This is a genomic window from Lysinibacillus sp. Ag94 (genome assembly GCF_023242215.1).
Taxonomy (GTDB): Bacteria; Bacillota; Bacilli; order Bacillales_A; family Planococcaceae; genus Lysinibacillus.
Map to the genome: position 1 here is coordinate 335,657 of NZ_CP096780.1, position 13,321 is coordinate 348,977.

General features: G+C 38.1%; 10 protein-coding genes and 1 pseudogene. 9 read left to right on the plus strand and 2 right to left on the minus strand.

Annotated elements, in window-relative coordinates; translation table 11 throughout:
• Positions 1 to 95: 95 nt before the first annotated feature.
• The 3 genes from MY533_RS01520 to MY533_RS01530 all read left to right on the plus strand — a co-directional run bounded on the left by MY533_RS01520 (position 96) and on the right by MY533_RS01530 (position 2,002).
• Positions 96 to 890, plus strand: a complete 795-nt coding sequence (locus tag MY533_RS01520) for a PhzF family phenazine biosynthesis protein (protein ID WP_371873288.1) — start codon at positions 96 to 98, stop codon at positions 888 to 890.
• A gap of 81 nt (positions 891 to 971) precedes the next feature.
• A complete protein-coding gene (locus MY533_RS01525; protein ID WP_248717764.1) occupies positions 972 to 1,766 on the plus strand; it encodes a carbon-nitrogen family hydrolase in 795 nt (264 codons plus the stop codon).
• A 29-nt stretch (positions 1,767 to 1,795) separates the two neighbouring features.
• The gene (locus tag MY533_RS01530) at positions 1,796 to 2,002 is read left to right on the plus strand and encodes a hypothetical protein (protein ID WP_248717765.1); all 207 of its coding nucleotides are present in this window, start codon (positions 1,796 to 1,798) and stop codon (positions 2,000 to 2,002) included.
• A gap of 4 nt (positions 2,003 to 2,006) precedes the next feature.
• On the opposite strand, the gene MY533_RS01535 is transcribed toward MY533_RS01530, so the two are convergent.
• Positions 2,007 to 3,575: a PucR family transcriptional regulator gene (locus MY533_RS01535; protein ID WP_248717766.1), complete on the minus strand. Its 1,569-nt coding sequence runs from the start codon at positions 3,573 to 3,575 to the stop codon at positions 2,007 to 2,009.
• A gap of 223 nt (positions 3,576 to 3,798) precedes the next feature.
• Here MY533_RS01535 and MY533_RS01540 point away from each other — a divergent pair, with 223 nt between their 5' ends.
• Genes MY533_RS01540 through MY533_RS01550 form a run of 3 tightly spaced genes read left to right on the plus strand, consistent with a single transcriptional unit; the run spans position 3,799 to position 8,139 of the window.
• Positions 3,799 to 5,208, plus strand: coding sequence for an amino acid permease (locus MY533_RS01540; protein ID WP_248717767.1), 1,410 nt, complete (start codon positions 3,799 to 3,801; stop codon positions 5,206 to 5,208).
• Between the two features lie 24 nt (positions 5,209 to 5,232).
• Positions 5,233 to 6,762 (plus strand): CoA-acylating methylmalonate-semialdehyde dehydrogenase, encoded by a 1,530-nt coding sequence (locus MY533_RS01545; protein WP_248717768.1) that lies wholly within the window; start codon positions 5,233 to 5,235, stop codon positions 6,760 to 6,762.
• 24 nt (positions 6,763 to 6,786) lie between these two features.
• Complete coding sequence (locus tag MY533_RS01550) at positions 6,787 to 8,139, plus strand: aspartate aminotransferase family protein (protein WP_248717769.1); 1,353 nt, start codon at positions 6,787 to 6,789, stop codon at positions 8,137 to 8,139.
• A 164-nt stretch (positions 8,140 to 8,303) separates the two neighbouring features.
• On the opposite strand, the gene MY533_RS01555 is transcribed toward MY533_RS01550, so the two are convergent.
• Positions 8,304 to 9,473, minus strand: a complete 1,170-nt coding sequence (locus MY533_RS01555; protein ID WP_248717770.1) for an FtsW/RodA/SpoVE family cell cycle protein — start codon at positions 9,471 to 9,473, stop codon at positions 8,304 to 8,306.
• A gap of 534 nt (positions 9,474 to 10,007) precedes the next feature.
• On the opposite strand from MY533_RS01555, the gene MY533_RS01560 reads away from it, so the two are divergent.
• From MY533_RS01560 to MY533_RS01570, 3 genes and pseudogenes are all read left to right on the plus strand, one after another.
• Positions 10,008 to 11,681 (plus strand): methyl-accepting chemotaxis protein, encoded by a 1,674-nt coding sequence (locus MY533_RS01560; RefSeq protein WP_248717771.1) that lies wholly within the window; start codon positions 10,008 to 10,010, stop codon positions 11,679 to 11,681.
• Positions 11,682 to 12,002: 321 nt separating this feature from the next.
• On the plus strand, positions 12,003 to 12,956 hold the full coding sequence (locus MY533_RS01565) for an L-threonine 3-dehydrogenase (RefSeq protein WP_132360208.1): 954 nt from the start codon (positions 12,003 to 12,005) through the stop codon (positions 12,954 to 12,956).
• Positions 12,957 to 13,088: 132 nt separating this feature from the next.
• Positions 13,089 to 13,295: pseudogene (locus MY533_RS01570) on the plus strand (fatty-acid--CoA ligase); the annotation flags it as partial.
• Positions 13,296 to 13,321 lie beyond the last annotated feature (26 nt).

Here is a 13,321-nt window from a genome sequence, read left to right on the forward strand (position 1 = left end):
AAGATATGATGCACATAATATTACTTTTTTTAGTAATTGTCTAGAGTATTTTCAGTTAACGAAAAATCAAAAGTGACGCAAATGAGGTGGGAAAATTGCACAAAGTCTCGTATTTTATCGTCAATGCTTTTACTACAGAGCTTTACAAGGGAAATCCCGCAGCAGTATGTTTACTTGATTCAACGATACCTGAGTCGACCATGCAGAAAATTGCTCAAGAGATCCCGGTACCAACAACAGCTTTTGTTCAAAGGAAGGATAATCATTTTTTTCTTAGATGGTTTACGCCAGCAAAGGAAATACCGATTTGTGGACACGGAACAATCGCTAGCGCGTTTTTACTTTGGAAACAAGGGATTGTACCTATCAATTCTTCGATTATATTCCAGACTGTAAGTGGCCCTTTGCAAGCAAATTGGTTCAATGAATTAGTTGAAATAACAATTCAAAAGTATCAGTTAGAAGAGATTGAATGTCCTTTGGGGCTTGAAGAATGGCTAGGGATGAAACCAACATATGTAGGGAAAACAGAATTGGATTATATAGTGGAGTTAAGTCACGAAGAGTATATTGCAGATTTCAAAGCTGATTTTCAAGCGATGAAACAGTTCCCGGTACGTGGTGTTTGTATTACAAGTCGTTCTAAAGATGAGGGGATTGATATTGTCTCAAGATTCTTTTCTCCAGCACAAGGCATCGATGAAGACCATGTAAATGGTTCCACTCATGGTGCGCTAGGACCTTACTGGTGTCCAAAATTATCAAAAGAAAGTATCGTGAGTAAACAACTTTCAAAACGCGGTGGCTTATTGTATGTTACACCAAAAATAAATGATGTAGCTATTGCGGGTTCTGCAGTTCAAGTATTAAGTGGTGAAATAATAATCTAAATATGGAGCTTAAACCATGGAAGTCAGGTTGATTTATTGTAGTATAAATACAGAACAGTACTGTCTAGAGGAGGAATAGCAATGAAAATTGGTTGTATTCAATTAAACGTAGGCTTTGGCAAAGTAGAAGAAAATTTTGCTCGCGCTGAGGACAAAATTCGTGAAGCGGCAAAACAAGGTGCAGAAATTATTGTGCTGCCAGAAATGTGGAATTCAGGCTATGCTCTTGAAAAATTATCAGAGCTAGCAGATGTGGATGGAGAGCGTTCGAGGGCATTTTTATCAAACCTAGCGAAAGAGCTTGGCGTACATATTGTTGGTGGCTCGGTTTCAACGAAGAAGGGCGATAAATTTTACAACACGATGTATACGTTTGATAAAAATGGTGTGCTAGTAGGCGAATATAACAAGGCACATCTTTTCCGTTTGATGGACGAGCATTTATATTTAGAAGCTGGGGATGAAATGAATCGCTTTGTCCTTGGAGATATCGAGGCTGCAGGCGTGATTTGCTATGATATTCGTTTCCCTGAATGGCTACGTGCTCACGCCTTAGCGGGGGCAAAAGTATTGTTCGTGCCGGCACAATGGCCAACACCACGTATCGATCATTGGAAAACATTACTGCAAGCACGTGCCATTGAAAATCAATGCTTTGTGATCGCTGTTAATCGCATTTCTAGAAAAGTAGAGAACTTTAATGGCCAATCAATGATCATTCAACCGTGGGGCGAGGTGCTATGGGTTGGTGCAGAGGACGAAGAAGTAGCTGTCATCGACGTAGACTTTTCAATTGTCGATGAAGTAAGAGGCCGAATTCCTGTTTATGACGACCGCAGACCTGGATTATACAACGGAGTAGTTACCGAAAACTAAAATCTGCTAGCACGCTCAAAGGGCAAGCAATGTTGAGCGTGCTAACCGATGAACAGAAGAACATCGCTGATAAGCAGGGAAATATCGCTGATAAGCAGAAGAAAATCGCTGATAAGCATGCGAACAACGCCGGTAACCCAATGAACAACGCCACTAACCCGATGAACATCGGCACTACCCATGCGAGCAACGCCGCCAACCCAACGAATATCGCCGCTACCCCAATCAACAACTAAGAAATTAACTGTTCTCCTCTATTAAAGAATTGGCAAGCAACATAAATTCAAGTGTAATTCGATTATGGCCCTTCATGAAATTTTCCCCTAAGAGACTTTCAAGCTTTTTTAAACGATGGTAGAGTGTTTGGCGTACGATGAACAGTTGGTTGGCTGTTTGTTGTTTGGAGCCATTTGTTTGTAAGTATACCTGTAGAGTTTCTAATAGCTTACTGTTATATTTTTTGTCGTATTCAATAACAGGCTGCAAATAATCTTGAATCACTTCCTGTAAATTGACTTGCATCTGTAATTTATAGATGAGGTGATACAGATGTAAATCATCGTAAAAATAAGAAGTTGTTTTTACTTTACTGCAAATATACAATGTTTCGAGTGCCGTTTGATAACTCTTTGGTATTTCTTCTACGTCTGCAACGACCTTGCCAATGGCGATTTGATAACCTTGGGCAGTTTGTTTTTTATAAAAATCGGTTTTCTGTACGGAAGAAACTAACGAATTTAATACTTCGCGACTCGATTTGCTATCCTTCTTATGGAGTAAAATAAAAATGACATAGCTTTTTCTTTCAAATAAAAATGGTATAAATCCATTTTGCTCAAAAAGGTTTCGATAGTATAGCTTACTATAGACAATATCCTCCTGCACCTTAGAGACTGCATGAGGAGTTGCTAAAATAAAAACGGCTCCGCTAGTAAGTTTATAGTTAGAATGATGGGTTACGATAAATTTATAAATTTCCTCTTTCGATAGTTTTTGGTCGATCCAATCCGCTAAAATAGAGGCATCCTCAATGTCCCTTTTCTCTTCAATATAAAAATCTCTCATTAACAGCTGTGCCAAGGCAGTAGCTGTACGGTCTAAAATAAGTAATTCGAACTCAGAGAATAGACCATCTTCTCTATAGAGCGTTAAATCTGCATAATGCTGATCAAAAATAAAAATGGGCTCATTTTTAACTACGGGTGCTGACTTTTCCAGCGAAACTAGTTGCCGACGCTTAGTATGCGGCATATTAGGAAAAAAGATAGGCTCTCGACCTTTAATAGAAAAGATAATTTGTGTCTTTAATTCATGATACATATTTTGTAAAATTTCTTCTGCGTTTTGTCCTAATAAAGCATTTTTATTTAATGTTTGAGAGTAGGATTCTAAAGTAGAGATCATTAAATATTGCTGATTCATAATTTGACTATGTAAATCCTGTGTAATACGGACGAAAGGAACGGTGTCATGAAAAACGATAATAGGGAAGCTATGACGGTTAGCAAGAGCTACAATCACTTCCGGGATGGTCTGTATGGAAGTCCCGTATTCAATGCACAATGCCGCACAATTTTTTTCGATTAAAGATTCTACGAAAAAGATAAAGTTATCGATGCTGTGCTGAAGGCTAATCCCTGTTGTTAAAACTAATTCATCACCAGCTAGAAAATTATCTACTTGTATAATTTCAATGACATGGGCCCACTTGACAATTCGTAATAATCCGTCCTCACCAGCTACGACCTCCGCACTTTGGAAGTGTGTGTTTTCTAATACATCCTTCACTTGAAGCTTAAATTGACTCATGTTAACCTCCCGCCTTTTAACATAGATATTTTCTAGTTTTCTCATTGATGTGTTGTTTTTGCTGAAATTAACTTAAATATTGTATTTTTAGAATGTTTAGTCTATTTTACATTATGTTTAAAACAAATGCATAGAATTTTACAGTTTGTCTATACCTTCATTTCAATGTAACTAGTAAAATTTTTGTAAGCGGTAATCCAATCTATAAAAGAGGTGAACAGATATGGAGCAACAGACGCATTTACAAAGAGGGTTAAAGAAAAGGCATATGACGATGATCGCTATTGCGGGGGTTATTGGAGCAGGCTTATTTATGGGAAGCGGTTCGGTGATTAACTTAGCCGGACCCGGCGCAATTTTATCTTATATCTTTGCGGGTATTATCGTTATTCTTGTCATGCGAATGCTTGGGGAAATGGCAGCTGTCAATCCAACAAGTGGATCATTTGCGCATTATGCACATGAAGCAATTGGTCCTTGGGCTGGCTTTATGATTGGTTGGTTATATTGGTTTTTCTGGGTTGTTGCCATTGCTTTAGAGGCAACGGCAGCAGCTGCGATTATTCAATATTGGTATGATGGCATTCCTTTATGGCTACTAAGTCTTATATTAACTGTAGCACTTACTTTAACAAATGCCCTTTCCGTAAAAGCTTTTGGTGAATTTGAATATTGGTTCTCTCTTATTAAGGTTGTAAGTATAATAGCTTTCCTAGCACTTGGTGCATTTATTATCTTTGGAATCGCACCTAATTTTGATGCGATAGGTACTGCTAATTTAATCGGTGAGGGTGGCTTTTTACCGAATGGATTCGGTGCTGTCCTGATGGGTGTAGTCATTGTTATTTTCTCCTTTATGGGCACAGAGATTGTTGCGATTGCAGCAGGGGAATCTGACGAACCGTTAGCAGCGGTGACAAAAGCTACAAATTCAATTACTTGGCGTATTTTGATTTTCTACGTTGGGTCGATAACGGTAGTTGTCACATTATTACCTTGGCATTCCTCAAGTATTTTAACGAGTCCCTATGTAGCAGTATTGGATTACATCGGCATTCCCGCAGCTGCGCAAATCATGAATTTTGTTGTCTTAACAGCGGTTTTATCGTGCTTAAATTCCGCGCTTTATGCGACATCTCGAATGGTATTTTCTTTAGCGGAGAAGGGGGAAGCCCCGAAAGCATTTTTGAAATTAAATAAAAAGGGAGCACCTGTTAATGCCATATTAGCAGCGACATTCTTCTCTTATATTGCCGTTATTATGAACTATGTCTCACCAGATAAAGTATTTATGTTTTTACTTAGTTCATGTAGTGCAATTACGTTGATTCTTTACTTAATCATTGCCTTTTCACAATTAAAAATGCGACGGAAAATTGAGAAAGAAAATCCCGAACTATTAAAAGTGAAAATGTGGTTATTCCCCTATTTAACGTATTTCACTATATTTGCTACAACAGCATTACTAATCGCTATGTTCTTTATTGAATCGATGCGTTCGCAAATTTTATTTACATGTATTGTAGTAGCGGTCGTGATGATTTTCTATTTAGTTACACAGAGGAAGAAATGGTTAAACCCAGTAGAGGAAGCAAGTTCTATTTTCCAAAAGGAAGAATTGGATCTTGAATAATGATAAATAAGGAGTGGGGAAATTATGACAGTTCAGCAAAAAGTGAAAACGCTTACGCATTTTATCAATGGTGTTGAAACAGCAGGTACTAGTGGTCGTTTCTCAGAAGTTTATAATCCAACAACAGGAGAGGTCATTGCGCAAGTTCCGTTAGCGACTAGAGATGAGGTAAAGCAAGCTATCCAGCTAGCGAAAGTAGCATTCCCTGCATGGAAAAAGACATCGATTGGTAAACGGGTGGAGGTTTTGCATCGTTTCCGACAGTTGTTAGTTGAAAGACAAGATGAGCTCATCGAAATAATTTGTGAGGAAAGTGGGAAAACGAAGGAAGATGCTAAGGGTGAAATTGTTCGTGGCATTGAATCTGTAGATATGGCAATAAGCGCCCCGCAAATGCTGAAAGGGGAATACTCGGTTAATGTAGGTGGCGATATTAATGCCTTTTCTGCAAAAGCTCCACTTGGAGTTGTTGCAACAATTGCTCCATTTAATTTTCCAGTTATGGTCCCTCTGGCGATTACAAGTATGGCAGTAGCGGTAGGAAATGCAGTTATTCTAAAACCGTCTGAGCGTGTGCCAATCTCGGCCTTATATTTAAGTAACTTATGGAAAGAGGCAGGACTGCCAGATGGAATTTGGACAGTCGTGAATGGTGATAAAGAGGCGGTTAATGAACTGCTGGAAAATAAAGAGATACAAGCAATTTCATTTGTTGGATCAACACCTGTTGCGGAGTATATTTACCAAACAGGAACGAAGCACAATAAACGAGTTGCTGCATTTGGTGGCGGGAAGAACTTTATGATTGTCATGCCAGATGCAAACCTAGAGCAAACAGCTAATGCCTTTTTAGGTGCAGCATATGGAGCGGCGTCTCAACGTTGTATGGCTATTTCAGGAGCAATCGTCGTTGGGAAAGATACTGAACAACGCTTTACAGAGATATTAAAGGAGAAAATCTTAAAATTAAAGGTTGGCCCATATACAGATGACGAGGTAGACTTTGGCCCAGTTATTACGCAGCAATCAAAAGATACCATTCTACGATATATCGACGGTGCTATTACAGAAGGGGCTAATCTTGTGACGGATGGTCGAAATCCGAAAATATGTGAAACATCTAAAGGTTTTTATCTTGGTCCGACATTGATAAATAATGTAACGCCAGAAATGACTATTTTTAAAGAGGAGGTTTTTGGCCCTGCACGTATTGTTGTAGGCGTTGAAACCTTACAAGAAGCTATTGATTTGATTAATGATCACGAACTTGGGAATGGTGTCACGATGTTTACGGGTAGCGGCTCGGCAGCGCGCAAATTCCAAGAAGAAATTGAGGTAGGTATGGTAGGCGTTAATGTTCCGATTCCGATTCCAGTTGGCTATCACAACTTTGGAGGATGGAAGCGCTCTAAGTTCGGTGAAGGGCATATGTTTGGGCCAGACCAAGCACGATTCTTTACGAAAGCGAAAACAATTTCTGAACGCTGGCCTGATGAAACAGAGGATACAACAAGTTCATTTGCGTTCCCAAGCAATAACGATGTAAATAAGTGAAAAAACATGAAGGGGTGTATAGATATGGTTCAAGTAAATCTTAAAAGTGATATTTTAAAGAAAGATGAACAATATGTATGGCATTCAATGAAACCCTATAATCCACAAGCAACATATGTAGTAGAAAAATCAAATGGTGCAAGGATTGTTGATACAGATGGCGTTGAATACATCGATGCAATGGCAGGATTGTGGTGTGTAAATGTAGGTTACGGCCGCAAAGAATTAGCAGATGTAGCACATGAGCAAATGATGAAAAATGCATATGCTCCTTTATCGCAGGGGCATTTACCAGCAGTTGAACTGGCTGAAAAGATTAATGAAATGCTTGGTGGAGATTATGTTATTTTCTTCTCTAATAGTGGATCAGAGGCTAACGAAACTGCGTTTAAAATTGCGCGTCAGTATCATCAACAAAAAGGGGAAAGCTCTCGCTATAAAATTGTTTCTCGCTACCGTGCATATCACGGAAGTTCTTTTGGTGCATTGGCTGCGACAGGGCAAGCGGAACGAAAATATAAATATGAACCATTATCTCCTGGCTTTATCCATGTAGCACCACCTGATCAATATCGAGAACATGAAAGTGATACACTTGCCCCAACAGAATTAGCAAGCGTCAAGGCTGTAGATAAGACGATGACGTGGGAGCTAAGTGAAACAGTAGCCGCGATGATTTTAGAGCCAATTATTACAGGCGGGGGAGTCATCATGCCTCCGGAGAACTATTTAAAGGGCATTGAAGAAGTGTGTAAAAAACATGGAGCTTTAATGATTGTAGACGAAGTAATTTGTGGCTTTGGTCGAACAGGTAAGCCATTTGGATTTATGAACTACGGTGTTAAACCTGATATTATTACGATGGCAAAAGGAATTACAAGTGCCTATTTACCATTATCAGCTACAGCGGTAAAACGGGAAATTTATGAGGCATTTACCGAGTCAGATGCATATGGTTATTTCCGTCATGTCAATACATTTGGCGGATCACCAGTCGCATGTGCGGTCGCATTGAAAAATATTGAGATTCTTCAGCAAGAAGCATTATTTGAAAGATCTAGTGAGGTTGGAGCTGCTACTCTGCAAGCGCTTCAGCAAGCATTGAATAATCATCCGAATGTTGGGAATGTTCGCGGCAAAGGTTTATTAATTGGCATTGAGTTAGTTTCAGATAAAACGTCTAAGGAGCCCTTACCAATAGATAAAGTAAATGCTATTATTGCTGCATGTAAGGCGCAGGGTATTATTATCGGTAAAAATGGTGCCACTGTTGCAGGCTTTAATAACGTATTAACATTATCTCCACCACTTAATATTGTACAAGAGGATCTTGATACAATTATAAAAGTTGTCATTGATAGTATTCATAAAATTTAAATGCAAAGCTGTCTCAAAAGTCGTAGTAACACTTTTGAGACAGCTTTTTGATCTTACAGCATAAGAAAGGCAAGGCGCACTATGAGTATGAATAAAATAACTCCTGCCAGAAATAGTAATAATAAAATTCTCTTTTTTAAAGTATCATTCATACGAGCCTTCACCTACTCTTTTGTTGTTTTAAATATGTAGCCGCTATAAGAATTATAGATAATCAGCACAATGCCCATTAACATGAAATTTGATATGAGGGAACTACCGCCATAACTTAAAAATGGCAAAGTCATACCAGTTACAGGTAAAAGTCCAATTGTCATACCGATATTTTGTGTAATTTGGAAGGCTAATAAACTAGCAATGCCAGCTCCCATTAATGTCATAAATGGGTCCTTTGCTTCTACTGTAATGAGAACAATACGGTAAATAACAAAAAACAGAAGAGTAATGACAAATGCCCCTCCAATGAAGCCGAACTCTTCAGCGATGTTGGCAAAAATGAAATCGGTATGCTTTTCCACGACATAGACATTATTTTTCATGTAACCTTTTCCAGTAAACTGCCCTGTACCAATTGCCGAAAATCCCTGCCTTGTTTGAAAAGATGAATCCGGATATTCATTTGGTTGCAACCAGCCATAAATTCGAGAAATTTGATGCCCTGATAATTTATTTAAAATTTTATCTGTAAAAAAATCATTAAACTTTACATAAAGAATAACCACTACGCTGAGAATTGATACCGGAATGGCTGTAAAGAGTATAAGTAATTTTTTTTGTATACCTGAAAAGAAAATCATCGGTATAATCATCGACATATAAAGCATGACCATGCCCGTATCTGGTTGCTTGTAAACAGCAAGCGTAGGTGGAAGAGTGATAATAGCGATGATTAAGAGTAGTCGCATATCCGTAAAAAAGGTTGGGCGCTCATATTTCTCTCGATGTGCAACAATAACCTTACTGACTACGATTAAAAACGCGAACTTTAAAAACTCTGACGGCTGAATAGATCCTAAAACTGGGATTTGGTACCAGCGTTTTGCTTCATTTATAGTCCGAGCTATACTTTCTGGTGCAATAAATAAGCCAAATGTTAATAAGACCATCGCCCAATAAAATGGCCAGCCAATCTTTTTTAGTTGCTCGATATCAAGCTTTGCTACTCCAAACATAATTAAAAATCCGATTAGGTAATAAAAAAATTGCTTTGTAATGAACGAGCTTGTATACTGCTCAAACACCGTACTACTGGAATGAACAAAGAGACAACTAATGATACCGAGCAATGCCAAGCTAATAACTAAACTTTTATCTAATTTATTAAACTGTAACATTCACACACCTCCCTTTTGAGTAATTTTGCCTCAGCGTAATTGCCGCTGCCGCTCCGCTTTCGCGCAGAAACCAATTGCCGCTGCCGCTTCGCTTTCGTACTAAAAACACTTAGCAGAAGCTAGATAAACCATACTATTAATAGACAACGATAGGAAATTCAGAAGGTTGCAAGTTAAATGATTATTATGATTATTGGAAGTTAAAACCAATTTTGCTATTTTGTTAATTTTACATTTGGAGTGAACTCGTAGGGTTACTAAGATAACGTTTGATTGATTTAGATACGGAAGTAACGCAGTGGGAGTTACGGGCAAAGCGAAGCTCTCCACCAGGTAATTTTCTAATTAAACTGGTATGTCCCTAAAGGCATTTATGAGGACTAATATCATGTTACCTAGAGGGGAATATGCGCCGATTATAGTAGGAGTAATGGGATTATTTTCACAACATTTCGTGCAATCTTTACAAAAACATAACACTGGCTTTAAATCTTCATACTATCATTATTGGTAAGAGTTGGAGAAGGAGCCGAGATGATGCATTTTTTTCGATACATAATGGTGAAGGACAAGTTACTTATACTGATGATAGTTTGTGTACTATCAAATGTATTGCTAGGTATTTTTAGTGTTGATTATTTACGGAAAATGTCATGGCATGCAAGTGAAAGCTATACTGAAGGACTTGTACCGATTGGATGGTTAAATGAACTAGAGGAATCACAACGACAATTAGATTATTTAGTAGATTCAGCCGGAGCTTATCAAGAAATGACTGTCATTTTAAAAAACGCTGAGCAGCCTTTAGAACATTTAGTAAGTCTAGAAATCGATAAAAAGATGAACCATCAGATGAAGAAATTTAAAACTTTACTAGCACAGCAGGTAGAAATGATCAATAACTATAAACAATTGGGCCAAAAAGAACAGCAACAATTTTATGGTCAGTCTTATTTATCTGTAAGCCAGCAAAGTCATTCATTATTAGAAGAAACTCAAAGCTATTTGGTTCAGCGGGCTAAAGAACAGCAACAGGCATACCAGAAAGATGTGCAATTTGGTTATTGGCTATTAGGGGGAGTATGTTTATTTGTTGTTTTGTTAGTAATCTGTATAGGATTTGTAGCAACAAAAGCTGTGAATATACCAACGCGTCAATTGAAGTCGTTATTAAAGCGCGCGGAGCAGGGGGATTTCACAGCGAATGCCAGTTATGTGGCGCAGGATGAGCTGGGCGAGGTAGTATTGTCTTATAATCAGATGACAACAGAGGTGAAAAGACTACTTCATACAGTATCAAAAAGTGCACATGAGGTTGAAGAAATGACTGGGAAACTGCAGGAATCCTCCGAAAAATCGTCTAACACGACGCACAAAATTGCAAAGGATGTACAGTCTATTTCAGATTCAACTGCTGCTTCTACTAAAAAATTAGCTTCGAATACAGCATCTCTAGAGGAAGTGCTAAATAGTGTACAAGTAATTTTAGAAAAAGTGCAGGTTGTTGAAAATTTTGCTCATAAAACTGCGAGTGATGCAGAAAGTGGTACGGAAATTGTACAGGCGAATTTAACTCAAATACAGGCCATTAAACGCGCAGTTGAACAATCGAATACAGCCATTTTTAATCTTGTAGAGAGAGCAGCTACAATCGATCAAATGGTTGAAGTAATTGAAAAAATTACTGCGCAAACAAACCTTCTAGCCTTAAATGCATCTATTGAGGCTGCTAGGGCAGGGGAGCATGGTAAAGGATTTGCGGTGGTAGCCAATGAAGTTCGCAAGCTTGCAGAGCAAACCGTTCTTTCAACCCAAACGATTACGTCCATTGTACAAAATATTCATTTAGATTCCAGCTATGCTGTGCAAATGATGGAGGGTGTGTTAGTCGCAACTGAAAAGGGAGTGCAGGTTACAGGAGATACGGCAACAAGCTTCGATCATATTTTAGAAAAAGTACATACAATGAAGCCATATATAACGGAAGTATCTACGACTATTCAAGAAATTGCCAACCATACGAAAAAGGTTAGTGAAGATGCGGTAATGTTAACATCATTTTCTGATACGAATGCAGCATCCACTAAACATGTAGCTACATTAACAGCCGATCAATTAACCGCACAGCAGCAATTCCATGATTATATTAAAGAGCTACATAAGGTATCAAAAGTTTTGCAAATAGCCGTAAAGCGTTTCCGTATTTAATAACAACAAAAGGATCTTCTTTGTCGACAAAGGAGATTCTTTTTTTTGAGTAGTATTAAACAAAATTTATATTGTTTGAATGTACACCTGAGTTGTACATATGTATTTTATATGTTTTTCTAGCACAATATTTTATAGGTCTCATATACTGTTGGTGAAGGATTCTTTGCTCTGTTTTTAAAAATTGAAAATATTGTGGTTGTATTTTTAATATGAACACTTTATAATGAAATTCATCATAAGTGTTATTAAATCAATGTTTTATTATATATTATTGTACTCTCAGAAAGTACAATTGTTCACAGGTGGAGGTTTGGAGAAATGGAAAAAATAATGGTTACAGGAGCACTAGGTCAAATAGGTTCTGAGCTTGTAGAAAAACTTCGTGGTATTTATGGAGAGGACAATGTGTTAGCAACAGATATCCGGAAGCTTGAGCATTCTAAAGGTCCATTTGAAGTATTGGACGTGACGGATGGACAAAGAATGCATGATTTAGCGAAAGATTTTGGTGCAGATACAATGATGCATTTAGCGGCGTTATTATCGGCAACAGCAGAAAAAAATCCTTTGCTAGCGTGGAATTTAAATATGGGCGGTTTAATGAATGCGTTGGAGGTTTCGCGAGAGTTAAGCTTGCAATTTTTTACCCCGAGCTCAATAGGCGCATTTGGTCCATCGACACCAAAGGATAATACGCCACAGGATACATTACAGCGTCCAACAACAATGTATGGGGTAAATAAAGTTGCTGGTGAGCTGTTATGTGATTATTATTTCAATCGTTTTGGTGTAGATACTCGCGGTGTACGCTTCCCTGGGTTAATTTCATACGTAACTCCTCCTGGAGGCGGTACAACAGACTATGCGGTAGAGATCTTCTATGAGGCGATCGAGCAAGGGAAGTATACATCTTATATTCAAGAAGGTACGTATATGGACATGATGTACATGCCAGATGCATTGCAAGCTATTGTAGATTTAATGGAAGCCGATAGTAGCAAACTAATACATCGCAATGCCTTTAATATCACTGCAATGAGCTTCGAGCCATCTGAAATTGCGGCGGAAATTAACAAGCATTTGCCACATTTTCGTATGAATTATCATGTAGACCCGGTTCGTCAAGCGATAGCAGATAGCTGGCCAAATTCATTAAATATAGAAGCCGCACAAAAAGAATGGGGCTTTAAAGCGCAGTATGATCTAGCAAAAATGACAGTTGATATGCTAGATAAATTAAAAATTAAACTACAGACAAAAGCCTGTTCATAAAAAAATTCCTAAAAGTGGACGAAGAATTTAGTTTTCTTCGTCCTTTAGTGTTGGATATCTGTGTGAATGCTGGCCGATTCTAGATGTAATTATCTGTGAGCGAGATATTAGTTCGTTACGAGCTATTTGTCGCTAGCTTGTGTAGTATTGAAGGAAGGAATGGCGGCAAGTGAAGAGGAGCTTCTGGCATTTTTAGGAAGTCAATTTGCAAAATGGTGGGTACCGGATGATGTAGTATTTTTAGATGAAATTCCAAAAACATCAGTTGGAAAGTTCCTGAAGATAAAGCTTCGGGATAATATCGCAGAAATTTATCCGAAATTAGCTTCATTTGTATAGTTAAAAGAGCGATTTCCACAAAGGGA

Excerpts from the sequence above, each read along its gene's own strand:
- MY533_RS01525 (WP_248717764.1), top strand. The coding sequence starts at position 972 with ATGAAAATTGGTTGTATTCAATTAAACGTAGGCTTTGGCAAAGTAGAA.
- MY533_RS01535 (WP_248717766.1), bottom strand. The coding sequence starts at position 3,575 with ATGAGTCAATTTAAGCTTCAAGTGAAGGATGTATTAGAAAACACACAC.
- MY533_RS01560 (WP_248717771.1), top strand. The coding sequence starts at position 10,008 with ATGATGCATTTTTTTCGATACATAATGGTGAAGGACAAGTTACTTATA.
- MY533_RS01530 (WP_248717765.1), top strand. The coding sequence starts at position 1,796 with ATGTTGAGCGTGCTAACCGATGAACAGAAGAACATCGCTGATAAGCAG.
- MY533_RS01555 (WP_248717770.1), bottom strand. The coding sequence starts at position 9,473 with ATGTTACAGTTTAATAAATTAGATAAAAGTTTAGTTATTAGCTTGGCA.
- MY533_RS01545 (WP_248717768.1), top strand. The coding sequence starts at position 5,233 with ATGACAGTTCAGCAAAAAGTGAAAACGCTTACGCATTTTATCAATGGT.
- MY533_RS01540 (WP_248717767.1), top strand. The coding sequence starts at position 3,799 with ATGGAGCAACAGACGCATTTACAAAGAGGGTTAAAGAAAAGGCATATG.
- MY533_RS01565 (WP_132360208.1), top strand. The coding sequence starts at position 12,003 with ATGGAAAAAATAATGGTTACAGGAGCACTAGGTCAAATAGGTTCTGAG.
- MY533_RS01550 (WP_248717769.1), top strand. The coding sequence starts at position 6,787 with ATGGTTCAAGTAAATCTTAAAAGTGATATTTTAAAGAAAGATGAACAA.